This window comes from Arthrobacter sp. RIT-PI-e, assembly GCF_001187915.1.
Taxonomy (GTDB): domain Bacteria; phylum Actinomycetota; class Actinomycetes; order Actinomycetales; family Micrococcaceae; genus Arthrobacter_D.
In genome coordinates this window covers 69593-95961 of sequence record NZ_LGIU01000049.1, presented here as the reverse complement: position 1 = coordinate 95961, position 26369 = coordinate 69593, and the positions used below count along the sequence as shown (strand labels likewise).

General features: G+C 70.6%; 24 protein-coding genes and 1 riboswitch. Of the genes, 7 read left to right on the top strand and 17 right to left on the bottom strand.

Annotated elements, in window-relative coordinates; all coding sequences use genetic code 11:
* Positions 1-26: 26 nt before the first annotated feature.
* From AC792_RS06420 to gcvP, 4 genes are read right to left on the bottom strand one after another with little or no spacing between them, the layout of a single operon-like run.
* Complete coding sequence (locus AC792_RS06420; protein WP_049829735.1) at positions 27-833, bottom strand: methylenetetrahydrofolate reductase; 807 nt, start codon at positions 831-833, stop codon at positions 27-29.
* Between the two features lie 6 nt (positions 834-839).
* A complete protein-coding gene (locus tag AC792_RS06415; RefSeq protein ID WP_049829734.1) occupies positions 840-2213 on the bottom strand; it encodes an L-serine ammonia-lyase in 1374 nt (457 codons plus the stop codon).
* Positions 2210-3340, bottom strand: coding sequence for a glycine cleavage system aminomethyltransferase GcvT (gcvT, locus tag AC792_RS06410; RefSeq protein WP_049829733.1), 1131 nt, complete (start codon positions 3338-3340; stop codon positions 2210-2212). The genes AC792_RS06415 and gcvT overlap by 4 nt, the downstream gene beginning before the upstream one ends.
* 15 nt (positions 3341-3355) lie before the next feature.
* On the bottom strand, positions 3356-6172 hold the full coding sequence (gene gcvP, locus AC792_RS06405; protein ID WP_049829732.1) for an aminomethyl-transferring glycine dehydrogenase: 2817 nt from the start codon (positions 6170-6172) through the stop codon (positions 3356-3358).
* Between the two features lie 207 nt (positions 6173-6379).
* A riboswitch (glycine riboswitch) is annotated at positions 6380-6482 on the bottom strand.
* A 225-nt stretch (positions 6483-6707) separates the two neighbouring features.
* Here gcvP and AC792_RS06400 point away from each other — a divergent pair.
* From AC792_RS06400 to AC792_RS06390, 3 genes are all read left to right on the top strand, one after another.
* Positions 6708-7433, top strand: coding sequence for a pullulanase X25 domain-containing protein (locus AC792_RS06400; protein ID WP_049829731.1), 726 nt, complete (start codon positions 6708-6710; stop codon positions 7431-7433).
* A gap of 114 nt (positions 7434-7547) precedes the next feature.
* Positions 7548-8624: an LLM class flavin-dependent oxidoreductase gene (locus tag AC792_RS06395; protein ID WP_049829730.1), complete on the top strand. Its 1077-nt coding sequence runs from the start codon at positions 7548-7550 to the stop codon at positions 8622-8624.
* 482 nt (positions 8625-9106) lie between these two features.
* Positions 9107-9547 carry a hypothetical protein gene (locus tag AC792_RS06390; protein WP_049829729.1) on the top strand — a complete coding sequence of 147 codons (441 nt, stop codon included), beginning with the start codon at positions 9107-9109 and terminating at the stop codon, positions 9545-9547.
* Here AC792_RS06390 and AC792_RS06385 read toward each other — a convergent pair.
* The 6 genes from AC792_RS06385 to AC792_RS06360 form a co-directional block, all read right to left on the bottom strand.
* Positions 9517-10314, bottom strand: coding sequence for a response regulator transcription factor (locus AC792_RS06385; protein WP_049829728.1), 798 nt, complete (start codon positions 10312-10314; stop codon positions 9517-9519). The two genes, AC792_RS06390 and AC792_RS06385, sit on opposite strands and share 31 nt — an antisense overlap.
* 129 nt (positions 10315-10443) lie before the next feature.
* The gene (locus AC792_RS06380; RefSeq protein WP_049829727.1) at positions 10444-11883 is read right to left on the bottom strand and encodes a phytoene desaturase family protein; all 1440 of its coding nucleotides are present in this window, start codon (positions 11881-11883) and stop codon (positions 10444-10446) included.
* A 63-nt stretch (positions 11884-11946) separates the two neighbouring features.
* Positions 11947-13077 (bottom strand): lipid II:glycine glycyltransferase FemX, encoded by a 1131-nt coding sequence (locus AC792_RS06375; protein WP_049829726.1) that lies wholly within the window; start codon positions 13075-13077, stop codon positions 11947-11949.
* The gene (locus AC792_RS16920) at positions 13074-13727 is read right to left on the bottom strand and encodes a hypothetical protein (protein WP_049829725.1); all 654 of its coding nucleotides are present in this window, start codon (positions 13725-13727) and stop codon (positions 13074-13076) included. Before AC792_RS16920 ends, AC792_RS06375 begins: the two co-directional genes overlap by 4 nt.
* On the bottom strand, positions 13724-14665 hold the full coding sequence (locus tag AC792_RS16915; protein WP_049829724.1) for a glycosyltransferase 87 family protein: 942 nt from the start codon (positions 14663-14665) through the stop codon (positions 13724-13726). Before AC792_RS16915 ends, AC792_RS16920 begins: the two co-directional genes overlap by 4 nt.
* Positions 14666-14775: 110 nt before the next feature.
* Complete coding sequence (locus AC792_RS06360; protein ID WP_049829723.1) at positions 14776-15426, bottom strand: MerR family transcriptional regulator; 651 nt, start codon at positions 15424-15426, stop codon at positions 14776-14778.
* Between the two features lie 87 nt (positions 15427-15513).
* Between AC792_RS06360 and AC792_RS06355 the strand changes: the two genes are divergently transcribed.
* A complete protein-coding gene (locus tag AC792_RS06355; protein ID WP_049829722.1) occupies positions 15514-16014 on the top strand; it encodes a DUF2306 domain-containing protein in 501 nt (166 codons plus the stop codon).
* A gap of 9 nt (positions 16015-16023) precedes the next feature.
* Here the strand turns inward: AC792_RS06355 and AC792_RS06350 are convergent, their stop codons facing one another.
* The 5 genes from AC792_RS06350 to AC792_RS17260 form a co-directional block, all read right to left on the bottom strand.
* Positions 16024-17691 (bottom strand): formate--tetrahydrofolate ligase, encoded by a 1668-nt coding sequence (locus tag AC792_RS06350; protein WP_049829721.1) that lies wholly within the window; start codon positions 17689-17691, stop codon positions 16024-16026.
* A 25-nt stretch (positions 17692-17716) separates the two neighbouring features.
* Positions 17717-18487 (bottom strand): phosphatase, encoded by a 771-nt coding sequence (locus tag AC792_RS06345; RefSeq protein WP_049829720.1) that lies wholly within the window; start codon positions 18485-18487, stop codon positions 17717-17719.
* A 47-nt stretch (positions 18488-18534) separates the two neighbouring features.
* Positions 18535-19788 (bottom strand): D-inositol-3-phosphate glycosyltransferase, encoded by a 1254-nt coding sequence (gene mshA, locus AC792_RS06340; protein ID WP_049829719.1) that lies wholly within the window; start codon positions 19786-19788, stop codon positions 18535-18537.
* A gap of 145 nt (positions 19789-19933) precedes the next feature.
* The gene (locus AC792_RS16910) at positions 19934-20269 is read right to left on the bottom strand and encodes a hypothetical protein (RefSeq protein ID WP_152916064.1); all 336 of its coding nucleotides are present in this window, start codon (positions 20267-20269) and stop codon (positions 19934-19936) included.
* A 296-nt stretch (positions 20270-20565) separates the two neighbouring features.
* A complete protein-coding gene (locus AC792_RS17260) occupies positions 20566-21201 on the bottom strand; it encodes a hypothetical protein (protein WP_082177523.1) in 636 nt (211 codons plus the stop codon).
* A gap of 89 nt (positions 21202-21290) precedes the next feature.
* Between AC792_RS17260 and AC792_RS16315 the strand changes: the two genes are divergently transcribed.
* On the top strand, positions 21291-21803 hold the full coding sequence (locus tag AC792_RS16315; protein WP_082177522.1) for a DUF418 domain-containing protein: 513 nt from the start codon (positions 21291-21293) through the stop codon (positions 21801-21803).
* Here AC792_RS16315 and AC792_RS06325 read toward each other — a convergent pair.
* Complete coding sequence (locus AC792_RS06325) at positions 21800-22450, bottom strand: histidine phosphatase family protein (protein ID WP_235436428.1); 651 nt, start codon at positions 22448-22450, stop codon at positions 21800-21802. The two genes, AC792_RS16315 and AC792_RS06325, sit on opposite strands and share 4 nt — an antisense overlap.
* Positions 22447-23892 (bottom strand): CCA tRNA nucleotidyltransferase, encoded by a 1446-nt coding sequence (locus AC792_RS06320; protein WP_049829716.1) that lies wholly within the window; start codon positions 23890-23892, stop codon positions 22447-22449. The genes AC792_RS06325 and AC792_RS06320 overlap by 4 nt, the downstream gene beginning before the upstream one ends.
* 180 nt (positions 23893-24072) lie before the next feature.
* On the opposite strand from AC792_RS06320, the gene AC792_RS06315 reads away from it, so the two are divergent.
* On the top strand, positions 24073-24552 hold the full coding sequence (locus tag AC792_RS06315) for an NUDIX hydrolase (protein WP_049829715.1): 480 nt from the start codon (positions 24073-24075) through the stop codon (positions 24550-24552).
* Positions 24553-24637: 85 nt separating this feature from the next.
* The gene (murJ, locus tag AC792_RS06310; RefSeq protein ID WP_049829714.1) at positions 24638-26365 is read left to right on the top strand and encodes a murein biosynthesis integral membrane protein MurJ; all 1728 of its coding nucleotides are present in this window, start codon (positions 24638-24640) and stop codon (positions 26363-26365) included.
* Positions 26366-26369: the final 4 nt, after the last annotated feature.

The following is a 26369-nucleotide window of genomic DNA, read 5'->3' as shown; positions in this document are numbered from 1 at the left end:
TGGGGGCAGGGCACCGCTGGGGCGGCTCAGCGGGATCCACCCACCAGCCCCGACCCGGCGAGCCCCGCGAGGTCGTTGAAGCTGTACACGTGCAGGCCCGCATACCCCGCACCCTCGATCGCACGTACCAGCGGCGAAGGATCGTAGGCAGCACTCGAGAGCAGTTGCCGCACCGCCGACCCCGTCCGTGCTCCTCCGGCGGAGCGCCGGAGGAACCCGAGGGAGGAGCCCACCCCGATCCGGCCGGCCAGGGTGAGCAGCTTCGTCATGTGCACGGGACCCGGGACACCCGCCCAGACGGGCAGGGTCACGCCATCGGCCCGGAGCCGCGCCGGGAACCCGGCGAGGATCTCGGGCGAGAAGCACAGCTGAGTCACACACCACGAGGCGAGCTCCTGCTTGGAACGGAGATCCTCGGCCAGCACGTCCGGCGCCGTGTCCGGGTGCCCCTCGGGGTACGCGGCGACGCCGAGCCGGAGGGAACCCCCGCCCAGCTCGGCGAGATCCTCCAGCAGGCCCCCGCTCCAGGCATACGGTCCGGCCTGCTCGCCGGCCTCGCCGCCCACCACGAAGACGCCGGTGATCCCGGCGTCCCGGAAGCGGGACACGTACTCGGCGAGCTCCCGCCGGCTCGCCCCGGAGCGCGCCGCGCGGTGCGGGACGGCGGGCGACCCGGCGCCCACCAGCCCCACCGCCGTGTCCACGGTCCTGGCGGGGCCGTGCTGCGGGAGGCAGGTGACGGCGAGGACGGCGGAACCCGGCAACCGGTCGCGGAGGCGCGCGACGAGCCCCCCGGCCGGGACCACCTCGATGCTGACGGGCAGCTCAGCCACGCAGCGTCAGCATTCCACCACGTTCAGGGCCAGCCCGCCCCGTGCGGTCTCCTTGTACTTGTCCATCATGTCCGCACCGGTGTCGCGCATGGTCTTGATGGCAACGTCGAGCGAGACGTGGTGCTGCCCGTCCCCCCGTACCGCCATCCGGGCGGCGGTGATGGCCTTCATGGCTCCCACGGCGTTCCGCTCGATGCAGGGGATCTGCACCAGCCCGCCCACCGGGTCACAGGTGAGCCCGAGGTTGTGCTCGATCCCGATCTCCGCGGCGTTCTCCACCTGCTCGGGAGTGCCGCCGAGCACCTCGGCCAGTGCGCCGGCGGCCATCGCGCAGGCGGATCCCACCTCGCCCTGGCACCCCACCTCGGCCCCGGAGATGGAGGCGTTCTTCTTGAACAGGGACCCGACGGCCGTGGCGGCCAGGAGGAACCTGACCACCCCGGCCTCGTCGGCGCCCGGCACGAAGTCCACGTAGTACTTCAGGACCGCGGGGATGATCCCAGCCGCGCCGTTGGTGGGTGCCGTGACCACCCGGCCACCGGCTGCGTTCTCCTCGTTGACGGCCAGCGCGAAGAGCGTGACCCACTCCATCGTGCCGAGGCGGTCCTCGGGGTCGTCCGCCTTCTCCAGGAGCTGCCGCTGGCGTTCCGCCCGGCGTCGCACACTGAGGCCCCCGGGCAGGATGCCGCCCGTGGTGGTACCCCGGCGGATGGTGTCCTGCATGACGGACCAGATCTCCAGCAGTCCGGCGCGCACCTCGTCCTCACTGCGCCAGGCGAGCTCGTTCGCAAGCACCACATCGGAGAAGGAGCGCCCCGTGGTCCGGCAGATGTCCAGGAGCTGGTCCGCGGTGTCGAAGGGGTGCAGTACCGGAGCAGGATCCATGGCGATGGTCTCCGCACCGATCTGGTCCTCGTCGAGCACGAATCCGCCACCCACGGAGAAGTATTCCCGCTGCAGAATGCACTCGGATGATGCATCATATGCAGAGAAACGCATACCGTTCGTGTGGTAGTCCAGACGCTGACCGCGGTGCAGGATCACATCCGCCCCCGGGTCGAACGTGATCCGGGAGCGCCCTGCCAGCTCGAGGGAGCGGAGCTCGCCGATCGACGCGACACGGGCGTCCGCCGTCGTCGGATCCACCAGGTGGGGTTGCTCCCCCTCCAGCCCGAGCAGCACGGCCTTCACGGTGCCGTGCCCGTGACCGGTGACGCCGAGGGACCCGAAGAGGTCCACCTGGACGCGCTGCACCTCGTCGAACCGTCCGGAGGACCGGAGCAGCTCGGTGAAGAGGTACGCGGCGGTCATGGGTCCGCCGGTATGGGAGCTGGAGGGGCCGATGCCGATCTTGAAGAGGTCGAAGGCGCTGATGCTCACGCCGGGACGACCACGGGGACGCGCCGGTAGAACGGGGTGGGGATCACCGTGAACGGTTCGGGCCGCCCACGGAGGTCCACCTGCACCTCGGTACCGAGGTCCGCGTACGCGCTGTCCACGTAGGCGAGCGCCACGGGGTACCCGAGGGTGGGGCTCGGCAGACCGGAGGTCACCGTGCCCACCCGCGCACCGTCCACGACGACGTCGTACCCGGCGCGCGCCGACCGCCGCCCGGCGGCTCGCAGACCCACGAGGCGACGCGCGGGCTCCACGGTCTTGAGGGGTTCCAGGACGGAGCGGCCCACGAAGTCCTCGGTCTTCTTGACGCTGACCACGGGGCCGAGGCCGGCCTCGAACGGGTTGGTGTCCAGGCCGAGCTCGTTCCCGTAGAGCGGCATCCCCGCCTCGAGGCGCAGGGAGTCGCGCGCGGCGAGTCCGCAGGGCAGGAGTCCGTGACCGTCCCCCGCCTGCAATGCGGCCTCCCAGAGGCGTGCCGCGAAGCTGGTGCCCACGAAGATCTCGAAGCCGTCCTCACCGGTATACCCGGTGCGGGCCAGGAGCACGGGGATGTCCGCGAGCTCGATCTCCACCGCGGCGTAGTACCTCAGCTCCCGCACGCGATCGGCGTCCTCCGGGCGGGCGAGGCCGAGGAGCACGGCCTCCGCCGTCGGGCCCTGGACGGCGATCAGCGCGGTGGTCTCCGACTGGTCCTCCACGGCCACGTCGAAGCCCTCGGCACGCTGCCGCAGCTCCTCGGCCACCACGTCCGCGTTGGAGGCGTTGGGCACCACGAGGAACGAGTCCTCGGCGAGGCGGTAGGTGATGAGATCGTCGATCACACCCCCCTCGGGGGTGCAGATCAGCGAGTACTTGGCCTTGCCCACGGGGATCACCGCGAGGTTGCTCACCAGCGCGTGGTTGAGGAACTCCCCCGCCCGCGGTCCACTCACCAGCACCTCGCCCATGTGGGAGAGGTCGAAGAGACCTGCGGCCTTCCGGACGGTGTGGTGCTCCTCGAGCTCGCTGCGGTACTTCAGGGGCATCTGCCACCCGCCGAAGTCCGTGAAGGAGGCGCCGTGCGCCTGGTGCTCGCTGTACAGGGCGGTGTGCTTGCTCTGCTCACTCATGGGAAAGACGTGGTCCTAGTTCTCGAAGGCTTCGATGGGCGGGCAGGAGCAGATCAGGTTGCGGTCGCCGTGGGCGCCGTCGATCCTGCGCACCGGCGGGAAGTACTTGTCCTGCCGGAGGCTCCGCAGCGGGTACGCCGCGAGCTCCCGCGGGTACGCCTGCGTCCACTCGTCGCTGACCAGTGCCTGGGCGGTGTGCGGCGCCTGCCGCAGCGGGCTCTCCTCGAGGCCGAAGTCGCCGTTCGCCACGCGGTCGATCTCACCGCGGATGGCGATCATCGCCTCGACGAAACGGTCCAGCTCGGCGAGGTCCTCGGACTCGGTGGGCTCCACCATGAGCGTGCCCGCCACGGGGAAGGAGAGCGTGGGCGCGTGGAAGCCGTAGTCGATCAGGCGCTTGGCCACGTCCTCGGCCGTGACCCCGGTGGCCGCGGTCAGCGGGCGCAGATCCAGGATGCACTCGTGCGCCACGAGACCCTGCACGCCCGTGTAGAGCACGGGGAAGTGCTCGGTCAGGCGCGCGGCCACGTAGTTCGCGGCCAGCAGCGCGTGCGCCGTCGCACTGGTGAGCCCCTCGGATCCCATCAGCGCCACGTACGCCCAGGAGATGGGTAGCACGCCGGCCGAACCGTACATGGACCCGGACACGGGGGTGCCTCCCGCGGCCTCCGGACCGCCGTCGGTGGCAATGTCGCGGTTCGCGTTCCCGGGCAGGAACGGTGCCAGGTGCTCGGCCACGGCCACGGGTCCGACGCCGGGACCGCCACCGCCGTGCGGGATGCAGAACGTCTTGTGCAGGTTCAGGTGGGAGACGTCCCCGCCGAATTCACCGGGCTGCGCGAGTCCCACGAGGGCGTTGAGGTTGGCGCCGTCGATGTACACCTGCCCGCCGGCTGCGTGGACCTGCTCGCAGACCCAGCGGACGTCCTCCTCGAACACGCCGTGCGTGGAGGGGTAGGTGATCATGATGGCCGAGAGGTTCCCGGCGTGCTGCTCGATCTTCGCCAGGAGGTCGTCGTGGTCGATGTTGCCGTTGTCCGCGGTGGCCACCACCACCACCTTCATGCCCGCGAGCACCGCGGACGCAGCATTGGTGCCGTGCGCGGAGGAGGGGATGAGGCAGACGGTGCGGTTCTCGTCGCCGCGTGAGCGGTGGTACCCGCGGATGGCCAGCAGTCCCGCGAGCTCACCCTGGGAGCCCGCGTTGGGCTGCAGGGACACGCGGGCGTACCCGGTGATCTCGGCGAGCCGGTCCTCGAGGTCGGTGATCAGCTCGCGCCACCCCTCGGTCTGGCTCTCGGGCGCGAACGGGTGGATCGAGGCGAACTCGGGCCACGAGATGGACTCCATCTCCACGGTGGCATTGAGCTTCATGGTGCAGGATCCCAGCGGGATCATGGTGCGATCCAGTGCGAGGTCCTTGTCCGAGAGCCTGCGCAGGTAGCGGAGCATCGCGGTCTCGGAACGGTGCAGGGAGAACACCGGGTGCGTCATGAAGGAGGACGTGCGGTGCAGGTCCCCGGGGATGCGCTCGCCGTGCTGTGCTGCATCATCCACCGTGCCACCGAAGATCCCGGCGAGCGCGGCCACGTGCTCGGCCGTGGTGGTCTCGTCGCAGGAGATGCCGAGGGTGTCGGCGTCCACGCGGCGGAGATTGTAGCCCTCCGCCTCGGCGGCATCCGCGTACTCCGCGGCCCTGCCGGGCACCCGGACCAGGAGGGTGTCGAAGAACGCACTGTGCACCACCTCGGCGTCGCTCCCCTCGAGGGCGGCGGCGAGGTCGACGGCGCGCCGGTGCACGGTGCGTGCGATTGCCGTCAGACCCTCGGGCCCGTGGTAGACGGCGTACATCGAGGCCACGATGGCCAGCAGGGCCTGCGCGGTGCAGATGTTGCTCGTGGCCTTCTCGCGGCGGATGTGCTGCTCGCGGGTCTGCAGGGCCAGACGGTAGGCGGGTGCGCCGTCGGCGTCCTTGGACACCCCGACCAGGCGGCCGGGGAGCATGCGCTCGAGGCCCTTGCGGACGGCCAGGTAGGCGGCGTGCGGCCCGCCGAAGAACAGGGGCACACCGAAGCGCTGGGCGGAGCCGACGGCGATGTCCGCGCCCTGCTCGCCCGGTGCGGTGATGAGGGTGAGGGCCAGGAGGTCCGCGGCGACGGTGACGAGGGTGCCGCGCTCCTTGGCCGCGGCGATGACGCCGGCGTGGTCGCGCAGCGCACCGGAGGCGCCGGGCTGCTGGAGGACGATCCCGTTGATGTCGTCGCCCTCGGGCAGGCCGGCCGAGAGGTCGGCGATCTCGACGTCGAACCCGAGGGCCTCGGCGCGCCCGCGGACCACGGCCACGGTCTGCGGGAGGGCGTCGGCGTCGATGACGGTGCGGCCCTTGTTCTTGCCGGTGCGGCGCATGAGGAGCACGGCCTCGGCGACCGCGGAGGCCTCGTCCAGCAGGGAGGCGTTGGCGATGTCCAGGGCCGTGAGATCCTGCACCATGGTCTGGAAGTTCAGCAGCGCCTCGAGGCGACCCTGGGAGATCTCGGGCTGGGACGGCGTGCACGCGGCGTACCCGGCGGGGGACTCGAGCACGTTGCGGCGGATCACCGGCGGTGTCACGGTGTCGAAGTAGCCCTGGCCGATCATCTGGACGGCGGTACGGTTGCGTCCGGCGATCCGGCGGAGCTGCGCCAGGACCTCGGTCTCGCTGAGCGCGGCCGGCAGGTCCAGGGCCCTGTCGAGGCGGATGCTGGCGGGGACGGCCAGGTCCACGAGCTTCTCGAGGCTCGGGTAGCCGAGCACCTCGAGCATCTGCCCGGCGTCGGAGGTGCGCGGGCCGATGTGGCGGGCGGCGGGGGGGGGCGCCGGGGGGGGGGGGGGGGGTGGGCGAGGCCTGGGAACTCCGCACGTGGAGGGAGCGCGGGCGCGCGGGCCTGGTCGGGTTCCTCCCCGCTCTGTAGGGGACCTGAGAGTTTCCGCAGGGCTCCGTGCCTGCTTGCACCGTCGGTGAGCGCCGGATGCGAGTCCGGGGCTGCTTTCCAGAGTTGCCTAACCGCAGCGGTACTTTCGCCTGAGAGATTCCTGGGGAGGATTTGCTCCTACGGCGCCTGCCGGTGTTGCGTCAACGGCAGAGCTCTCCCGCTGCAGATCGAGGGCGTATTCAGTTGGGTGGTGTGAGCCGTCCCACAGCTTACCGCGCGGTGCCGGGACGGGGCAAAGGACACGGGAGCACAGGAGGCGCACGGTGGGTGCACCTTCCCGGCCGTCCACAGAGAGAATCACAATGCGATCACAGCGGTTGATCGGCCATCTTCAGCCTGCTTACGGTTGATTCCCACCACCCACCTGCATCCGGCCGACCCTGGAAGGAACTGCCATGCGTGATCTCACCGCGCGTCGGCTCCGCACCCTCGTCCACCTGATGGCGGAGCACGCACCGGACCGCACCCCCTGCATGCCCGGCACCCTCCTCGAGGAGGTCATCACCGCCGTACCACGCGAGGTCGGGGACCACGAGGAACCACGGGGCGGTCTGTTCGAGGAGTTCCTCAAGGCCACCGACTCGCTCGAGGACAGCGGCCTGCTCGCCAAGGGCGACGCCGGCTGGTCCCTCACGGCATCCGGCCGGGCTGCCGCCACATCGCCGTCCGCCCTGGGCGAGGCGCTGGGGCGGATGGAGATCTCAGGTGCCGTGAGCCGTGCGACCGATCCCGAGCCGCACCCGGCTCCACCTACCCGGACGTCCGCCACCGGTTCAGAGAAGCCTTCCCGCTCCGTGGGTCTGGCGGGGGGTTTCCTCCCCGCCGGCAGCTCGACGGGCGCCACCGACCAGCAACCGTTCGGAGCGGCACTCCGCCCGGCGTGGGCGGCCGACGATCCCGGGCTGCGGCTCTCCCACGACGCCACCGAGGACCTGTGGTCCCTGACCCTCGCCCTGGATCCGGGACACTACGAGTACAAGGTGATTCTCGGTGCCTCCTGGAAGGAGAACTACGGGGTCCGCGGGATGCGGAGCGGACCGAACCTGGTGCTGGACCTGCCCCTCCCCCGGGAGGTCACCTTCACGTTCGACCACGTGAGCAAGCTCGTGACGCTGGTGTGAGAGCAGCATCCGGAGAAGTTATATGCTTATGCATGGAATATTGCCGGATGCGCCCCGGTTCTTCCCAATAGGTCCAGGAGGGCCGCGAACTCGGCACAGGAGTGGTGGATCATCATGGCACGGACAGTGGAATTCGGACTCGACACCTTCGGTGACGTCACCCGGGGGCAGGACGGCAACCCCGTCCCCTACCCCCAGGTGATCCGCAACGTCATCGCCGAGGCCGTCCTCGCCGACGAGGTGGGCGTCGACTTCATCGGTCTCGGTGAGCACCACCGCGACGACTTCGCGATCTCCGCCCCCGAGACCGTCCTCGCCGCGATCGCCGGGCAGACCAGGCGCATCCGGCTCGGGTCCGCCGTCACCGTGCTCAGCTCGGACGACCCCGTGCGCGTCTACCAGCGGTTCGCCACCCTCGACGCCGCGTCGAACGGCCGCGCCGAGGTGATCCTGGGGCGCGGCTCCTTCACCGAGTCCTTCCCCCTCTTCGGCTACGAACTCTCCGACTACGAGCGCCTCTTCGAGGAGAAGCTCGAGCTCTTCGCCGAACTGCTCAAGGAGGAGCCGGTCACGTGGTCCGGCACCACCCGGCCCGGGCTCAAGGACCACGAGGTGTACCCGAAGACCTCGAGCGGGCGCCTGAAGACCTGGATCGGCGTCGGTGGCAGCCCCGAGTCCGTGGTGCGGACGGCCCGCTACGGGATGCCCATGATGCTCGCCATCATCGGTGGTGACCCCGCGCGCTTCGCCCCGTACGTGGACCTGTACCACCGGGCCCTGGACCAGCTCGGGCAGCCTCCGCTGCCCATCGGCGTCCACTCCCCCGGATACATCGCCGACTCGGACGAGCAGGCGCGCGAGGAGCTGTGGCCCGACAACCGGATCATGCGCGACCGCCTGGGCCGCGAGCGCGGCTGGGGTCCGACGTCGCGCGCCGAGTTCGAGCGCGAGGCGGACCACGGCTCCCTGTACGTGGGGTCCCCGGAGACCGTGGCCAGGAAGATCGCCACCACCGTGCAGACCCTCGGGATCGACCGCTTCGACCTCAAGTACAGCGCCGGTCCGCTGCCGCACGAGAAGCTCATGCACAGCATCGAGCTGTACGGCACCGAGGTGATCCCGCTGGTGCGGGAGATGCTCGCCCAGGCGGACACCGGACGCACGCAGGAACCGGCGGTCCCGGGCCGGTAGGAGCATGGGCGGCGTCCGGGCCCGGCAGTGCCGCGCCCGGACCGCGACGGGGCGCCGCCGGCCGTACGGCCTCGGCGTCCGGCTCGAGTTCTGCCGTCAGCGGGGACGAGGGCTGCGTGACGGCGCGGCGTGCAGGATGCCGACCTGCACAGCACATGGCCGCAGACCCTTCCCGGGTGGTCCCCGTACCTTCTCCCGAGTGGTCGGCCGGCACGGACGCCGCCGCACCCGGTGACCTTCGCCGTTTCTTCGGTTTTCTTTCGGGTTTGCCCGACGGCCCATTTCATCCGCGTGGTACACAGTGGAGTTCTGGGACACCCCATCCCGGACCCACCCGCGGAGGTGCACCGCGGAGAACCCATGACGGCGAGAGGAGCAGGTATGAGCACGATCGGCTTCCCGCCCGCGACCCCGGCGAGCCGGTGCGCCCACAGCACCCTCCGTACCCCGGACCACTCGGCGTACTCGTGGGGGAGATGCCCATGATGCTCTGGAACCGGCCGAAGCACGACGACGCGAGGACACACGTGCACCACGGCCCCGACCATGCACGGTCCGACGCCCTGCACGGTGAGCACCTGCTCCCTCTCCCCGTCCTCGACCGGGGCGTCTACGACAGCCTCGCGGAGGAACTGGACAACCCCACCGGAGCCCTCCAGTTCGCCACCCTCTTCGCCCGGATGCTCCCGGAGCGTATCGCGGGCATCGAGGAGGCCTTCAGGTCGCAGGACTCCGAGGCTGCCGTGGTGGCCATCCTCAGCCTCAACGTCAGTGCGTCCATGGTGGGCGCGCGCCGCCTGGCCGAGTACTCGTCGGTGGCCCTGGACCTGGTCACCGACCCCACCTCCCACGCGGCGCTCGTGGACCGCCTGCGCGCCCTCGCCGGTGAATTTCAGTCGGCGCTGGCCGGCATCATCCGGTAACCCACGCCGCGTACGGTGCGGATGAAGCGCGGGGCCTTGGTGTCCTCGCCCAGTTTCTTCCGCAGGTTGCGGATGTGGACCTCCACGAGGTGCTGGTCGTTGACCCAGCCGTCACCCCAGATGCGTGAGAGCAGGGTCTCCCGCTGCCAGACGCGTCGCGGTCCGGAGACGAGGGCGGCCAGGAGGTCGAACTCGATGCGCGTGAGCGGGAGCTCCACGCCGTCGAGCAGGGCGATGCGGCCCTCCTGGTCGATGCTGAGGGGGCCGTGCCGCAACAGCCCCTCGACGTCGTCCTGTTCGGGGGACACCGGTGGAGCGGAGGGCGCCTCGGGTGCGCTCCGCTCCGTCCCCGCCTTGATCAGTGGCTGGGTCACGTTGCGCACGGTGCTCCGAGGACGCCGGAACATGGCATTGACCCGTGCGCCCACCTCACGGGGGCTGAAGGGTTTGACCACGAAGTCGTCGGCGCCGATCTCCAGGCCGATCAGGCGGTCGATCTCGTCCTGGCGTGCGGTGATCATGATGACGTAGGCGTCGGTGAGGGGGCGGATCTGCCGGCACACCTCCACGCCGTCGATGTCCGGGAGATTCAGGTCCAGGGTCACGAGATCCGGCTGGTGCTCCCGGACCAGCGCAACACCCTGGCGCCCGTTCGCCGCCTCGAAGATGGTGAACCCGTTCATGCCGAGGGTCATGACCAGCAGTTGGCGCACATCGGCGTCGTCCTCGATGACGAGGGCCACGCGTGCATCAGGTTCGGAAGTCATGTCTCATACAGTGCCAGATATCACGATCACCACCGAGTGCATCCGCCGTTGCGTGCGAATTCCTGCGGAGGCCCTGATCCAACGGTTCGGTGAGCACCTCCACAGCCGGGGGATGCGCGGTCGGGACGGTCAGGGCCCGAGTGCGGGGACGGGCAGCCCGAACTCCCGTCCCAGGGCCAGCCTCGCGGCGTTGAACCCGGCCATGCCGTGCACCCCCGGACCCGGGGACGTGGACTGGGAGCAGAGGTAGACGCCGTCGAGCGGCGTGGCCCACGGCTGGAGGGACGGCACGGGGCGGGCGATGATCTGGCGCAGGTTCACCGCCCCGCTGCTGAAGTCGCCGCCCACGTAGTTGGAGTTGTACGCCTCGAGCTCCTGCGCGGTGGTGGTGTGGGTGCGGACCACCACGTCCCGGAAGCCCGGCGCGAAACGCTCGATCTGCGCGGTGATGGCCTCGGCCATGTCGCGGGTGGACCCGCGGGGCACGTGGCAGTACGTCCACAGCACGTGCCTGCCCTCCGGTGCCCGGGTGGGATCGAAGGAGGACGGCTGGGACAGGAGCACGTAGGGGCTGTCCGGGTGCCGCCCCTGGTTCACCGACTTCTCCCCCGCCGCGATCTCCTCCCGGGGACCCCCGAGGTGTGCCGTCCCGGCCCGGTGCAGGTCCGGGTGGGTCCACGGCACGGGACCGGAGAGAATGAAGTCCACCTTGCAGGCCGCGTTCCCGTAGGTGAAGGCCTTCAGCGCCGCGCGGTACCCGGACGGGAGGCGGCCACGGGACATGGCCCGGAAGGTGGACGGCGCCACGTCGAGCAGGGCCACGCGTGCGTCGGAGACCTCGGCGAGGGAGTCGATCCGGCTGTCGGTGACGATCACCCCGCCGTGCTGCAGGATGTCGAGCGCCATGGCATCCGCGATGGCCTGCGAACCGCCCACCGGGATGGCCCAGCCCACCGTGTGCGCCAGGAGGTTCAGTGCCAGCCCGGCGCCCGCGCCCGCGAAGGAGGGCAGCGTGCCCACGGGATGCGCCATGACGCCCGTCACGAGCGCCTTTGCCTCGTCCGTGGTGAAACGCCGGTTCCAGGTGGGCAGTCCCTGGTCCAGTACCGCGAGGCCGAAGCGCACCGCGGCCACGGGGTTCCTCGGGATCCGGAGCACCGAGTTCAGGGTGAACTCGAGAATGTCCTCGTCGAGCCGGCTCAGCGGCTCCACGAGCCTCCGGTACACCTCCCCGTCCACGCCCAGCCCCTCGACGGTCCTGTCCATGCTGCGGTGGGCGATCCCGGCCCGGCCGCCGTCGAGCGGGTGGGCGAAGGAGACCTCCGGGACGGCGAACCCGATCCGGCGGCTCAGTCCGAAGGCGCGGAAGAAGGGTGAGGCGAGCGCCATGGGGTGCACGGCGGAGCAGAAGTCATGGAGGTGGTCCTTCTCCATCAGTTCCACGGTGCGCGATCCACCACCGATGGTCGGCGCAGCCTCGTGGACGCGCACGGACAGCCCCGCCCGCGCCATCACGACGGCGGCCGCCAGACCGTTGGGTCCGGCGCCTACGACCTCGACATCGGGCATGGTGCGTCCTTTCGTGGGAGCGGGACGACGCCGGGTCGGAACGGCACACCGCCCGACCCGGCGTCAGCTCGTCGAGCTGTCCTGTGCGGTTCCTCGTGGTGTGAGCTGTGCTGCGCCCTCTCCTGCTGCGGCGCCGCGCACCAGCCCGCCGGCACGCCGTACGGCAGCCCGTACCAGGGTGGGCGCGGTGCGCCGTGCCCGCAGCAGGGCGGCCACGGCGCGGTACCGCCGCGGGTGGAGCGGGACGTCGTAGGTGGTGGGAACCACCACCACCTGCTTCGAGAAGTTCCGCTTGAACGTGGTCACGTTCGCCAGGCCGGGATAGTTCTCGCTCACGATGCCGGTCAGGCCGCATGCGGTGTTCCCGGCGCTCTTCAGCGTCCGGAAGGTCTCCCAGAGCAGCAGGTACGGCGCGAAGGTGGTGCGGGCCGCGTGCGTGCTCCCGGCGAAGTAGTACACGGAGTACCCGCGGTACTCCGTGGTGATCAGCCAGCTCAGCGGGGTTCCGTCCTGGTACGCCACCAGGAGCCGGAGATGGTCCCCGAGCACCGTGAGCAGGGTCTCGTAGTAGGAGGAGTCGAAGGACACGAAGCCGTCGCGTTCCGCGGTCTCCTGCATGATCGGGTACAGCTGGGTGGCGAACACCCCGGCCCATTCCTCGCGGGGAACATGCCGGACCTCCACCCCGTTCCGCTGCGCACGGCGGATGCTGTTGCGTGCATTGGGCCGGAAACCCTTGAGGATCTCACCCTCGGACGGCGTGAGATCCACCACGATCTCGCGTTCGTACCAGCCGTGCTCGATCGGGCCGGTGGCCGGGGGCTGGGGCGTGGCCACCTGCAGCCGCACGTAGAGCGGGTCCATCCCCGCCCGGTCGAGGAACTGCTGCCTGATCGTCCCGAGGAGGAGCCGCTCGGCGGCAGGAGTGCGCTCGCCGAACCACACAGGTCCGTTCACCACCACCACGGACTCGCGGAGCCGCCGCACCACGTGGAGGAAACTCGCCGTCGCCACGAGGGAACCCGCCGCGTCACGGTAGGCCCAGATCCCCAGCGGGGTGCGTCCCAGGGCGTTCTCGAACTCCACCCAGTGCGGGCTCTGCTCGAGGGGGATGACAACCTCCGGGTGTGCGTCCGCGATCTCCTCGAAGGCGGTGCGATCGAGCCGGGTGTAGGTCAGGGGTGGTGCACTCACTGGACATCTTCCGCTGGTGGGGACGGGGTTCCGCTCGGTCCGGGACGGGACGCCGTCCCTCCTCGCGGGCCCGGGGAGGCCGGGAGGCGCGGAGTCCCCTCGCGATCCTGCCAGCCTAGCGGAGCCGCGCGCCCCGGACCCCGTCCGGTCGCGCTCGCCGCCGTCGTACCTACGCGACGCGGGCGACGGTCGGGTCGGCCGTCGAAGGGGCCTCCCTGCGGATCGTCGATGCCGATCCGCCGGACGACGTCACGGTGGGGCCGGACGATGTCCCGTACCACCACGGCCATGATGTATGCCGTTGCAAGAATATGGACTGCCACGGCGAGTGCGTAGACGTCCAGGCCGAGGTTGTGCTCGGGAAGCCCCCCAGCCGTCCGTCCGGCGAGATAGAGCCAGACCGCCCACCAGTGCAGCACCTCGGCGAGCTGCCAGAGGAGCACCACGCGCCAGCGCGGCACCGCGAGCGCGACGAGGGGGATCAACCACAGCGCGTACTGGGGCGAGTACACCTTGTTGCAGAGCACGAATGCCCCGACGATCAGCAGCGCGAGCTGGGCCAGACGCGGGCGCCGTGCGGCTCGGAGCGTGAGGACCGCGATCGCCCCGCAGGCGAGCAGGAACAGTCCCAGGGCCCCGCCGTTGATCACGGACGGGGACAGGACGGCGGGCCCCGCTGGCCGGCCAGCTGGGTGAAGACGTACCACCCGGGGGAGACCCCCGCCGGTCGTGTCTCGGAGAAGGTGAGGAAGTAGGCCCAGGCAGTGGGATCCCTCAGCAGGAACGGCAGGTTGACGGCGCACCAGGTGAGGGCCGTACCTCCGGCCGCGAGGAGCAGGGGCCGGTACAGGCCGGGGCGCAGCGGCAGCACCAGGACCGCCCCGAGCAGCAGTACCGGATACAGCTTGACGGCGGTGCCGAGACCCCAGAGAGCACCCGCGAGGAGTGGGTGGTTCCGTGCGAAGGCCAGCATCCCCACGGTGGCCAGCAGCACCGCCCACAGATCCCAGTTGATGGTGCCGGCGAGGATGACCACCGGCGAGACGGCGACGATCGCGGCGTCCCACGGGCGCCGGCTCGACAGGCGGAGCGTGGCGAGGACGGTCAGGAGCCAGACCACGGCCAGGAGCACCGCGTTGACGTCGAAGTAGAGGAGCGTCCGCGCCTCCGGGCCCGTCCCGCCGCCGAGCAGGTCCACGAGCAGCGCGGTACCCGAGGCCAGCAGACCCAGCAGCACGGGGTACTCGAACAGTGTGCCCGGGGTGATGAAGGGCAGCACCCCGTCACCGAACCCCCTGCTGCGGTACAGCTCCGCCCAGTCCGAGTAGCAGGCGCGGTAGAAGTAGTCGGGCGAGGACCACCCGTCCACGCGGCACGGGTTCTTCACGAGGACGGCCAGCACCACGGCACCCGTGGTGAGGAGGATGAGCACGCGCTGCACCGTGAACCAGGCGGGAGCCGTCCGGCCCGGGTCCGCGTGCCGGCCCAGCGGACCTCCGACACCCTCCACCAGCTGCTTCAGCACGGGGTCCGCACGGGAGGGGACGCCGATGCGGAAGGGTCCGCGCCTTCCCGTACCTGAGGCCATCCACCGAGCCTAACGGCCCGCTGCCCGCTGCTGTGGGTCGAGAAGGGTCCGGGCGCGTCCGCGGGCGGGTGGGCGAGGAGCGGTCCGGCGGATCCTTCGGAGAGGACGCCTCAGGGCCGTCCCGGTCCTGGCCCGGCGTGGTCCCCGGGGCCGTAGCGCCGGATCGAGTGGCTCGCCTGGGCGAGGCCGAGGATCGTGAGGATCAACCGCTGGTGCATGTGCAGGCCCACGGCCGCCATGAGGATGAAGTCCTCCAGTTCCGCCCGGGCATCCGTCTCGGAGAGCTGGACGTCGGCGACGAGGTCGGCCGCCCGCCCGTACACCGCGAGGGTGGTCCGGTCCACGGGCACTCCGGCCGCTTCCATCTCCGCGAGGTGCCGGTCCACCGCGCTGCGCGCCTCGCTCGGCGCGTCGGGCCAGTCCAGATCCCGCAGCAGGGCGTCCACGGCGGGGGAGGCGTCCGGCTGCTCGTCCCCCAGGCGGAGCACCACCGACTGCACCGTCCCCAGCAGGGCCAGTCGTCGTCCGGGCAGATCGTCCGCACCCACCGCGGCCTCGATGATCCTCCGTACCTCCGGAAGGCCCAGCCCCACCACCGAGCGCAGCCCGGTGATCAGCCGGAGGCGCCGCACGTGCTGCTCGCCGTAGGAGGCGCGGGTGGAATTCACCCGCTCCCCGGCGTCGAGCAGTCCCTCCCGGAGGTAGAACTTGATGCTCGCCGGGCTGACACCGGACACGTCACTGAGTTCGGCGAGTCTCATCGGGTTCCCTCTCCTCCGCACGGATAGTCCGATACCCCGTGGATATCCAGGTATCCAGGAGTGGATACCTACACTATCCTGACGTCCATGGACTGGACCCCCCTCATCGCCACCCACGTGGTCGCGGCGCTCTACGCACTGACGATCGGCCCCGTCAACATCCTGCGCAGGCGCCGTGACCGGACGCACCGGATGCTCGGCTACACCTGGGCGGCGGCGATGTACTACGTGTGCCTGAGCAGTTTCTGGATCGTGAGCGACGGTCACTTCAGCTGGCTGCACGGCCTGTCCGCCTTCACCGTCGTCACGGTGACCCTCGGCATCGTGGGTGCCGTGCGCGGTGACCGGGCCTCCCACGTCGGGAACATGGTGGGCAGCTATCTCGGCCTGCTGATCGCCTTCGGGTTCGCCGCGACGGTGCCGTCACGGCTCATCCCGAGACTCCTGGCCTCGGACCCCGCCACCGCCTGGTTCGTCGGCGGCTTCGTTGCCGCCAGCGTGGCCGCCCTGTACCTGACCCTGCGGCCGCACCGTTCCGGGGTGCGGGCACGACGACGGGCGCGATCCCTGCGTCCCGACCCCACCTGAGAGCAGGGCTCAGAAGAGCCCCACCGCGTTGCCCTCCCGGTCCACGTCCATGCGCAGGGCGGCCGGTTCCCTGGGGAGACCGGGCATGGTCATCACCGAACCGGTCAGCGCCACGACGAAACCTGCCCCCGTCTTCGGGATCAGGTCACGGACGTGCACGGTGAACCCGCTGGGGGCCCCGAGCAGGCTCGCGTCGTCGGAGAAGGAGTACTGCGTCTTCGCCATGCACACCGGGAGTCCGGACCACCCGTTGGCCTCGATCTCGGCCAGTCGCCGCCGTGCCTGCGCGGAGAACTCGACGTCGTCCGCCCCGTAGATCTCCCGCACGATGGTCCGGATCTTCTCCTCGACCGACAGCTCGAGGGGGTAGAGCGGGGTGAAATCGACGTCCCGGTCCAGAGCGGTGAGCACCTTCGCGGCGAGCTCGTCGCCCCCCGGACCCCCGCCGCCCTGACCCCAGACGTCGGCCACCGCGGCCTCGATACCCGCCTCCGCACACCAGTCGAGGAGCCACGCGAGTTCCTCGTCCGAGTCCGTGGTGAACCGGTTGACCGCCACCACGGGGGAGATCCCGAACTTCTCGATGTTGCGGACGTGGCGCAGGAGGTTCGCCGTCCCGGCCTGCAGTGCTGCGGTGTCGGGGACGTCGAGGTCCGTCCGGGTCACCCCGCCGTGCATCTTCAGGGCACGGACGGTCGCCACGAGCACCACGGCGTCGGGTGGGAGATCCGCCGCACGGGCCTTGATGTCCATGAACTTCTCGGCACCGAGGTCCGCGCCGAACCCTGCCTCGGTGACCACGACGTCGGCGAGCTGCCGGGCGGTCCGCGTGGCGATCACCGAGTTGCAGCCGTGGGCGATGTTGGCGAACGGACCCCCGTGCACCAGCGCGGGCGTGCCGGCGATGGTCTGCACGAGATTGGGCTTGATGGCGTCCTTGAGCAGCAGAGCGAGTGCGCCCTCGACCCCGAGCTCCCGGACGGTGAGCGGCATGCGGTCGTAGCTGTAGCCGAAGGTGATGTTCCCGAGGCGTTCCCTGAGGTCCTCGCGGTCCGTGGCCAGGCAGAACACCGCCATGATCTCCGAGGCCACCGTGATGTCGAACCCGTCCTGGCGCGGGGTCCCCTGGATGGGGCCGCCGAGGCCGATCACCACCTCGCGCAGTGCGCGGTCGTTGACGTCCAGCACCCGTTTGAAGGTGATGCGGCGCGGGTCAATCCCGAGCTCGTTGCCCTGGTGGACGTGGTTGTCGATCAGGGCCGCCAGCACGTTGTTCGCGGAGGTAATGGCGTGGAAGTCGCCCGTGAAGTGCAGGTTGATCTCGTCCATGGGGAGCACCTGCGAGTAGCCCCCACCGGTGGCACCGCCCTTCATCCCGAGGACGGGTCCGAGGGACGGCTCGCGGAGGGCGATCATCACGGACTGCCCGGCACGTGCCAGGGAGTCGGCGAGTCCCACGGTGCAGGTGGACTTGCCCTCCCCGGCCGGGGTGGGGCTCATGGCGGTGACCAGCACCACCTTGCCGGACCGCCCTGACCGGACCGGCAGCAGATCGGGGTCCAGCTTGGCCTTGTACCGGCCGTGGAACTCGAATGCCTCGCGCGGAATACCTGCGGTGTCGGCGATCTCCTCGATGGGACGGACCACGGCTGCGCGGGCGATCGCGAGATCATTCATGGGGCAAACCTACCAGCGCCCCGCTTCACCCCCGCGGCAGGCCGGCGCGCTCCAGCACGTAGGTGATGAGCGGCTCGTAGAGGCCCGGACACACGTTGTCGTCGAGGGGTACGGCCACCTCCACCTGGCCCTGCGCCTCGGAGACGAACAGCCCGGGGTCGTTGCAGTCGGCGAAGCCGATGGTGGGGATCCCCGCGCTGGCCGCCTGCCCCGCCCAGCCGTGGTCCGCCACCACGAGATCGGGTGCCGCGAGCCCCTCCGCGGCGAGGGTCTCGAGACTCAGTCGCATCGGATCGGGGGAATGCGTGTGCCGAAGGCCACCGTGCTGGTGCCAGACGAGCACCTTGAAGAGCTGCCGGATGTCACCGGCCTCGAAGCCCCTGCCCTCCGGGACGTCCACCACGGTGGCTCCCCCGGCGGAGGCGGCGCGTGCGAGAGCGGCGTGGACGGGCAGCAGACCTGCGGGGTGGCCCGTGGCGAAGAGGATCCGCTCCCCGTCGCGGACGGATCTGCCCAGCCGGTCCGCGAAACGGTCCAGCGCGGCGACGCACAGGGCGGCGTCGATGGTGTCCTGTCCCTCGAGGAATCCGCGGTCCGCCCGGATGCCCACGCGCTCGTGCATGAGGTCGAACACCTCGTCGAAGGTCCAGGGGCGTGTCCGGGTGACCCCGAAGTGGAGATTCTCGTTCCCGTCGAGGAACAGCTCGATGTGCCGCAGGTTGTCCTGGCGCGGGGTGGCCACGGCCCCGGTGATCCGGACGGCATCGAGGTACTCGGCGAGTTCGGTGGGGTTCATCCTCCTCATCCTAGGCGAGCACCCCGGGTGGTCCCTCGGGTGGACCCTCAGGAGGGCAGCGCGGACGCCGTGGGAAAGCGATCGACGGCGGTCCGGTAGCTCCCGGCCGTCAGCAGGGCGGTGCGCCTCCATCCGAACCCGCGTGCGTGGACGGCCGCCGAACGCCCCAGGGCAGTGCGCAGCGGGGCGTCGTCGTGCAGTCGCTCCAGGGCCTCGGCCCACTCGGCGGCGCCGTGGCCGTCCACCAGCAGCCCTCCGCGGCCGGCGTCCACGGCCTGCGGCAGACCACCCACGTTCGCCGCGACCACGGGGGTGCCGCACGCCTGCGCCTCGAGCGCCACCAGCCCGAAGGACTCGCTGAAGGACGGCATCACCACCACGTCCGCGGCCCTGAACCACTGGGCCAGACGGGTGGGCGTGACCGGGGGGTAGAGGCGTATCTGCTCCCGCAGACCCGCGGCGGCGATGAGGGGCTCCAGTGCGAGCGCCTCCGCCCCGCTGCCGGCACCGAGGATGCTGACGCACAGGGGGATGTCCGGCCGCCGCCGGTGCAGCTCCTCGGCCGCGGCCACCAGCACCTGGGGGCCCTTGAGCCGCTGGATGCGTCCGGCGAACACCACGTGGAACTGCTCGGCGGGGAAGGCCAGTGCGGCCCGTGCTGCCCGGCGGTCCCCCGGGTGGAAGGTCTCCAGGTCCACGCCCGGGGACACCACGTCGATGCGGTCCTCGCCCGCCCCGTACAGCGACACCAGCTCGGCGGCCTCGGTGCTGGTGTTGGCCACGAGCCGGGCCGCTCCGTCCACGATGGCCTGCTCCCCGTCGATCCGCTCCACGGGCTCCGGTGACCCCAGCGCCCCCGACCGGAGGTTCTTCACCTTGGCCATCGTGTGCATGGAGTGGACCAGGGGCAGTCCCATGGCCTTGCTCAGCACCAGACCCACGGCCCCGGAGACCCAGTAGTGGGAGTGCAGGACGTCGAAGTGGCCGTCGGCGAGGAGGTCGGCGACGCCGGTGATGGCAGCGGCGAAGCTGTCCACGAGGCCGGGGAGCGCTTCCTTGGGCAGGGGGCCGTGCGGACCGGCGGTGAGGTGGTGGACCACCACGCCGTCGCCGAGGACCTCGCGGCGGGGCCTGCCCTGCCCGGTCTCCCGCGTGAAGATCTCCACCTCGATGCCGAGCTTGGCCAACTCCAGGGCGGTGCTGCGGACGTAGACGTTCATGCCACCGGCGTCGCCCGCCCCGGGTTGTTCGAGCGGTGAGGTGTGCAGGGACAGCATGGCCACACGCCGTACGCCGGACACGGCCGCTCCTTTCCGGCCGGCTCCGGGGTCAGGGGCCGGTCCATGACCATCTTCGACCCTATAACGCACCGCTCCGGCGTCACATTCCGTTCCCGGGACGGCGCCGGGGAACGGGAGGTGACGCCGGGAGCCGCGACGGCCCCTCCTATCTGATGTAGGTGGTGTGCTGCGGCAGGATGAACCGCTCCGCGTTCTCACGGGCACCCGGTGCGGAGCTGCCGCGGATCTGCCCGCAGAGCGAGAGTCCGTTGCGCCACCTGCGCAGGAGCACCTGGACGTGGGTCCGGAGGTGGAACCCGGGCATGGGAACCGCCGGAACACCTCCGAGGTCGTGGGAACGGTCCGCGCCCGGCCCGGGGAGAACGGGTGGGGTCAGGGAACCGCTCAGGATGAACTCCCCCTGCCTCCGGGCGGGGGCCGGTGGGGGCGACGGCGGGTGGTCCTGCGGTGAACGGGCAGGGAGGTGCTGGGACTCGGGCATGGGAGGACTCTCCGTAGGTGAGCGAGGGCAGGGGTGCCGGGAGGCAGCGCTGCGGGAGGACGGGAGCCGCGCAGGGCGCGGGGTGTGCTCGGACAACCGGCGGGAACCGGTGCGCGGACTCCCTAGTGCGTACGGATGACGAAGGCAGGATTGGTATGACGGGTGAACACTCCGCCGAGTTCGATATTCACAATCCTCACCTCCGTTCTCGTTGCTCGTACCTACGATGGGCCGGCCACGGCTCCCCGATCGAGTTGGGAAGCCCCAATGGCATACAGGCAAAGCTACCGTATGGACTACGGGCAGGCATAGACCGTGGCGGAACCAATTGTGCAGTTCTGCAGGAAAGGATGGACATGCCCGCTCCGACGGGGAAACAGCGGGTGATGGAGGTGGATGCGCTGAGGGGGTTCGCCCTGCTCGGCATCCTCCTGGTCAACGTCTGGTTCTTCGCCGATTCCGGCACCCTGTCCGGCGGCCCGGATCCCGGGACCGCGACCACCACCACCCTGGTGGTCCGTTTCCTCGTCTCCACCTTCCTCGAGGGGAAGTTCTCCCTGCTGTTCTCGCTCCTGTTCGGGTACGGGATCGCGGTCTCGCTCGCGGCCGGGGAGTCCGGGGGAGCACAGCACGACGCCGTCCGCCGCACCACCCGCCGGCTCGGTGTCCTGGCGGTGCTCGGGATCCTCCACGGTGCGGCCCTGTTCTACGGTGACATCCTCCTGACCTACGCGGTCATGGGCGCCGTCCTGCCCGCCTTCCGTCCTGCATCGGCGACGACGGCGCTGCGCACCGCCGTTCTGATCACGGTGGTGGTGGCCCTGCTCCTCGCCGTCTCCGCCGTCGTCGTGCTCCACGACGGCGGCGCCGGCACGGCGGGCCCGGCGCCGGCCGCGCCCCCCGCGGATGCCGCCGCCGCGCTCGCGGCGCACGCCCGCGCCTACGGGGGGGTGCTGCCCTCCGTGCTGTTCTTCCAGGGACCCCTGGCGCTCCAGCCTTCTACGCCGGTTACGCGCTGGCGATGCTGGGGGTCCTCCGGCCCACGGTCCCGGCCCCGCGCGTCCTGCGACGCGTGGTCCTGGGAACGCTGCCGCCGGGGCTCGCGGGCTCCGCCGTGCAGGCGTGCCTCGCCCCCTGCGGCGGTACCGGCGGGGCGGCGCCGCGCTCCCCCCCCCCCCCCGGGCTGGTGTCTCCGCTGGGGACCGTCGGCTACGTGGCGGCGGTCCTGCTGCTGCTCGGTGCCCGCCGGGGAGCGCGTGTCGGCCGAGCCCTGGCGCCGGTGGGCAGACTGTCCCTGACCAACTACCTCGCCCAGTCCGTGGTGCTCGGTGTGGTGTTCACCGGGTACGGGCTGGGGCTGATGGACCGGCTCGCCTCCCCCGTGGTGGTGCTGGTGGTCCTGGCCCTGTTCGCGGCGCAGCTCACCACCAGCACTCTCGTGCTCCGCCGGTTCGGTACCGGCCCGGCGGAGTGGGTGGTGCGGCGCGTGGTGTACGGGACGCCGCGGCGGACCTCACGGCCCGGCGGCGCCTAGAGGTTCCAGTGCACGATCGCGGGCGTCCGCTTGTCCCAGCCCAGCGCGCACACCGCGGCGGTACCGAGGACGAACCGGCGTCCTTCGATGCCACCGAACTGCAACCAGCGCGCCGCCACGATCCGCAGGAAGTGACCGTGGGCCACGAGCAGCGCGTCCTGCACCGGCGTCGCACCCGGGTCGCGGTCCGCGGGGGTGCCGCAGCCGGCCTGGACCCGGGCGATGACGCGGTCCGCGCGCTCGGAGACCTGGTCCAGGGTCTCGCCGTTCGGCACGCCGTCGTCCCAGATCAGGTAGCCGGGGTTCTCCTCGCGCACCGTGGCGCTGTTCCTGCCCTCGTTGTCCCCGTAGTCCCACTCGTGGGCGAACGGCAGCACCTCGGCGTCCGGGAAGCCCGCGAGTTCCGCGGTCCGTACCGCGCGCTGCAGGGGTGAGGTGAGAACCAGGCCGAAGTCCACGCCCTCCAGGTGCTGCCGTGCGGCGAGCGCCTGCTCCTCGCCGTGCTCGGTGAGCGGGAGATCCGTGAGGCCCGTGTACCGGCCGTCGCGGGACCACTCGGTCTCGCCGTGCCTGAGGAGCCACAATCGCGGGAGCGGCGTGCCGGAGGGGGTGAGATCCGGTGCTGCCGCGCCTGACATGGGTTTCATGCTGTGCTCTCCTGGGATTCGGGTTGTTCGCTCCACCAGCGGCGGAGGGTGGTCTCGGCGTCGGCCGGGTCCTGCGGGCCGCGCTCCATCCGCTCCTCGAGGAGGAAACGGTAGGCGCGGCCCACGAGGGGTCCGGGTGGGACGCCGAGCAGTGCCATGATCTGCTGGCCGTCGAGGTCCGGGCGGATCGCGTCCAGCTGCTCCTGCTCGGCGAGGGCACTGATGCGCTCCTCGAGGTCGTCGTACGCGAACGCGAGCCGCTCCGCCTTCCGGCGGTTCCGCGTGGTGACGTCGGAGCGGGTGAGCCGGTGCAGGTGCTCCAGCAGCGGACCGGCGTCGCTGACGTACCGCCGTACGGCGGAGTCGCTCCAGCCCGCCTCCCCGTACCCGTAGAACCGCATGTGGAGTTCCACGAGGCGGGCCACGGCCTTGATGGTGTCGTTGTCGAAGCGCAGGGCGCGCAGGCGCTTGGTGGCCAGCTTGGCCCCCACCGCGTCGTGGTGACGGAAGCTCACCGCCCCTCCGGGCTCGAACCGCCGCGTGGCAGGCTTGCCGATGTCGTGCAGCAGCGCGGCGAGCCGGAGGACGACGTCGGGGCCCGGCACCGCGCCGTCGTCGTCCGTCTCCAGGGCACAGGCCTGCCGCAGCACGGTGAGCGAGTGCTGGTAAACGTCCTTGTGGCGGGGGGGCCCGTCCGTCTCGAGCCGCAGCGCCGCGACCTCGGGCAGCACGTGGTCCGCGAGTCCCGTGCCCACGAGGAGGTCGATCCCGGCGTCGGGTGCCGGACCCCGCAGCAGCTTGACCAGCTCGTCGCGCACCCGCTCGGCGGAGATGATGGTGATGCGCTCCGCCATCGCCGTCATGGCCGCGGACACCTCCGGTGCCACGGTGACGCCCAGCTGGGACGCGAAGCGGGCGGCGCGCATCATGCGCAGCGGGTCGTCGGAGAACGACGACGACGGCGTCCCGGGGGTGCGCAGCACCCCGTCGTGCAGGTCCTGCACCCCGCCGAACAGGTCCACGAGTTCCATGGACGGCAGGCGCAGCGCCATGGCGTTGATGGTGAAGTCGCGGCGCACCAGGTCCTCGTCGAGGGCGGTCCCGAACGCCACCGCGGGTTTCCGCGACCCGGGGTCGTAGGCCTCGGCGCGGTACGTGGTGATCTCGATCTGGTACCCGTTCTTCCGCAGGCCGATCGTGCCGAACGCGCGGCCGATCTCCCAGTGCGCATCCGCCCAGCCCCGGATCACGGCGAGGGTGCCGTCCGGATCGGCGTCCGTGGTGAAGTCCAGATCGGGCGACACCCTGCCCAGGAAGAGGTCCCGTACCGGGCCGCCCACGAGCGAGAGTTCGTGGCCGGCGGCTTCGAAGAGCCGGCCTACCTCGAGGACCACGGAGGGGAGGTTCGCGGTGAGGGTCGAGGTGTCCGGCTGGTGCTCCATAGTCCTTCAAGGGTGCCAGATCCGCGCCTGTTCTCCACACCGGTGATGGCGGGAAAGCGGCCTCCCACGGAACTCCCCGGACGGATCCGACCGTCATCGCCACCGGTTAAAGATCGTTAGAGTGGGTTCATGGACCGACCCGTTCCAAGTGCACCGAAACGCACCCCCTTGACCGTGTCAATGGGAACCACGGGCATGCCTGCAGTGCAGCAGCAGCTACCCACCGTGGAGGAGGTCTCCGCCGGCGGGATCGTGGTGGATGCCAGCACGGAATCACTCGACGTCGCCATCATCGCGCGGTTCAATCGCGGTGGACGCCTGGAGTGGTGCCTCCCCAAGGGTCACCCCGAGGGTGCCGAGAACAGTGAGCAGGCCGCGGTCCGCGAGATCGCGGAGGAGACCGGGATCGAGGGCAGGATCGTGTCCGCTCTCGGGAGCATCGACTACTGGTTCACCGTCAGCGGTCACCGGGTGCACAAGACGGTGCACCACTTCCTCCTCATCAGTACGGGGGGTTTCCTCACCATCGAGAACGATCCCGACCACGAGGCCGTGGACGTCGCGTGGGTCCCGCTGCAGGATCTGGGCCGTAGGCTCTCCTTCCCGAACGAACGCCGCATCGCCGATCTGGCGCGGGAAGTACTGCCCGAGCACCTCTGACCGGTCCGCAGGGCACGCGGTTCCGCGCCGCCGTCGTCCATCATCCGGCGCCGCCGTCGTCCCACGGATGAGAACATGGGGAACGATGTCGGACACAAACACAGCCTCGGTCCCCCAGCAGGACGTCGCGCAGAGCACCCGCCCGGACCCCTCGGCACCACGGAGCGGATCCACGGCGCGGTCGAGCGCGATCATGGCCGCGGGCACCCTGGTCTCGCGGCTCCTCGGGCTCGTCCGCGTGTCCCTGCTGGCCACCGCGATCGGTGCATCCGGGCAGGTCTCGGACCTCTTCACCTCCGCGAACAACCTGCCGAACTTCCTCTACCTGATGCTCGCCGGTGGCGTGTTCAACGCCGTCCTGGTGCCGCAGATCATCCGCGCCAGCAGACTGCCCGACCGCGGGGCGGACTTCGTCAGCCGGCTCCTCACCCTGGCCGCTGCGGCCCTGCTGGTCCTCACGGTCCTCGTGACGCTCGCCGCACCGCTGGTCGTGAATCTCACCACGAGCCTCACGGGATCCAACCTCGCGCTCACCACCGCGTTCGCCTACTGGTGCCTGCCGCAGATCTTCTTCTACGGCATGTACGCGGTGATGGGGCAGATCCTCAACGCCAACGGCTCCTTCGGCCCGTACATGTGGGCGCCCGTGGTCAACAACATCGTGTCCATCGGTTTCCTCGTGGTCTTCATCGCCCTCATGGGTACCGAGCAGGTGGAGCGGCACAGCCCCGACACGTGGACCTCGCAGCAGACGCTCCTGCTGGCGGGAGGCACCACGCTCGGCATCGTCATCCAGGCGCTGGTGCTGTTCATCCCGCTCAAACGCCTGAACCTCGGCCTCCGGCCCAAGTTCGGTGTCCGTGGTACGGGGCTCGGCAGGACCGGCAGGCTGGCCTCCGTGACGATCGTGACCATGCTGGTCGGCAACGGCCTCTATCTCGTCAACCAGCGGATCGCGACGATCGCCACCGACGCCCGCACTGCCCTTCTCGCCCAGGACCCTCCGGTGCAGATCGCGGGTTCCACCAACCTCGACTTCGGGGCCATGGTCTATCAGCTGCCGCACGCGGTGATCGCGCTGTCCCTGGCCACGGTCATGTTCAACCAGCTCTCCTCCGCCCACGCGGACAACAATCTCGCCGCCGTCCGCGCCACGCTGTCCCAGGGGTTGCGGATCATCGGAGTCGCCACCGTCTTCGGGTCCGCAGCCCTCCTCGCCTTCGCCGGTCCGCTCGGCAGACTGTTCAGCGAGTCGGCGGAGAGCGCCGCCATCAACGGCGTGATCATCGCGATCCTCGCCGTCGGGGCGCCGTTCCTCAGCGCCAACTTCTTCCTCAACCGTGTCTTCTACGCGAGTGAGGACGTGAAGACGCCCCTGAAGATCCAGCTGATCCTCTCCGTCATCGGCGTGGCCCTCGCGTTGGCCGCGGGCCTGTTCGACCCGCAGTTCATCGTGCCGATGCTCGCGGTCGCCTACTCGATCGGCAACGTCGCCGCCGTCGTCATCAGCCACGTCTTCCTGACCCGGAAGATCGGTTCCTACGGCGCGGGGCACATCTTCGACGTGCATGTGCGACTGGTGCTCGCCGGGATCGTCGCCGCCGTCGCGGGGTCCGTGCTGTGCTGGGTGTTCGGCGGCTACGAGGCCGGCGGGTACCTGTGGCAGTCCAAGGTGAACTCCGTCCTGGTCCTCGCCCTCGGGGGGATCACCATGTCTGCCGTCTACCTGCTCATGCTCAAACTGCTCCGGGTGGAGGAACTGGATCAGCTCGTCCGGCCCCTGCTCTCGCGATTCCGGCGCCGCACGGCGTGACACC

Coding starts and splice junctions, on each gene's coding strand:
- AC792_RS06325 (WP_235436428.1), bottom strand. CDS start 22,450: ATGAAACCCATGTCAGGCGCGGCAGCACCGGATCTCACCCCCTCCGGC.
- murJ (WP_049829714.1), top strand. CDS start 24,638: ATGTCGGACACAAACACAGCCTCGGTCCCCCAGCAGGACGTCGCGCAG.
- AC792_RS16915 (WP_049829724.1), bottom strand. CDS start 14,665: ATGGCCTCAGGTACGGGAAGGCGCGGACCCTTCCGCATCGGCGTCCCC.
- AC792_RS06320 (WP_049829716.1), bottom strand. CDS start 23,892: ATGGAGCACCAGCCGGACACCTCGACCCTCACCGCGAACCTCCCCTCC.
- gcvT (WP_049829733.1), bottom strand. CDS start 3,340: ATGAGTGAGCAGAGCAAGCACACCGCCCTGTACAGCGAGCACCAGGCG.
- AC792_RS06400 (WP_049829731.1), top strand. CDS start 6,708: ATGCGTGATCTCACCGCGCGTCGGCTCCGCACCCTCGTCCACCTGATG.
- AC792_RS06390 (WP_049829729.1), top strand. CDS start 9,107: ATGATGCTCTGGAACCGGCCGAAGCACGACGACGCGAGGACACACGTG.
- AC792_RS06350 (WP_049829721.1), bottom strand. CDS start 17,691: ATGAATGATCTCGCGATCGCCCGCGCAGCCGTGGTCCGTCCCATCGAG.
- AC792_RS06395 (WP_049829730.1), top strand. CDS start 7,548: ATGGCACGGACAGTGGAATTCGGACTCGACACCTTCGGTGACGTCACC.
- AC792_RS06385 (WP_049829728.1), bottom strand. CDS start 10,314: ATGACTTCCGAACCTGATGCACGCGTGGCCCTCGTCATCGAGGACGAC.
- AC792_RS06355 (WP_049829722.1), top strand. CDS start 15,514: ATGGACTGGACCCCCCTCATCGCCACCCACGTGGTCGCGGCGCTCTAC.
- AC792_RS06345 (WP_049829720.1), bottom strand. CDS start 18,487: ATGAACCCCACCGAACTCGCCGAGTACCTCGATGCCGTCCGGATCACC.
- AC792_RS06315 (WP_049829715.1), top strand. CDS start 24,073: ATGGGAACCACGGGCATGCCTGCAGTGCAGCAGCAGCTACCCACCGTG.
- AC792_RS16315 (WP_082177522.1), top strand. CDS start 21,291: ATGCTGGGGGTCCTCCGGCCCACGGTCCCGGCCCCGCGCGTCCTGCGA.
- AC792_RS16910 (WP_152916064.1), bottom strand. CDS start 20,269: ATGCCCGAGTCCCAGCACCTCCCTGCCCGTTCACCGCAGGACCACCCG.
- AC792_RS06380 (WP_049829727.1), bottom strand. CDS start 11,883: ATGCCCGATGTCGAGGTCGTAGGCGCCGGACCCAACGGTCTGGCGGCC.
- AC792_RS06360 (WP_049829723.1), bottom strand. CDS start 15,426: ATGAGACTCGCCGAACTCAGTGACGTGTCCGGTGTCAGCCCGGCGAGC.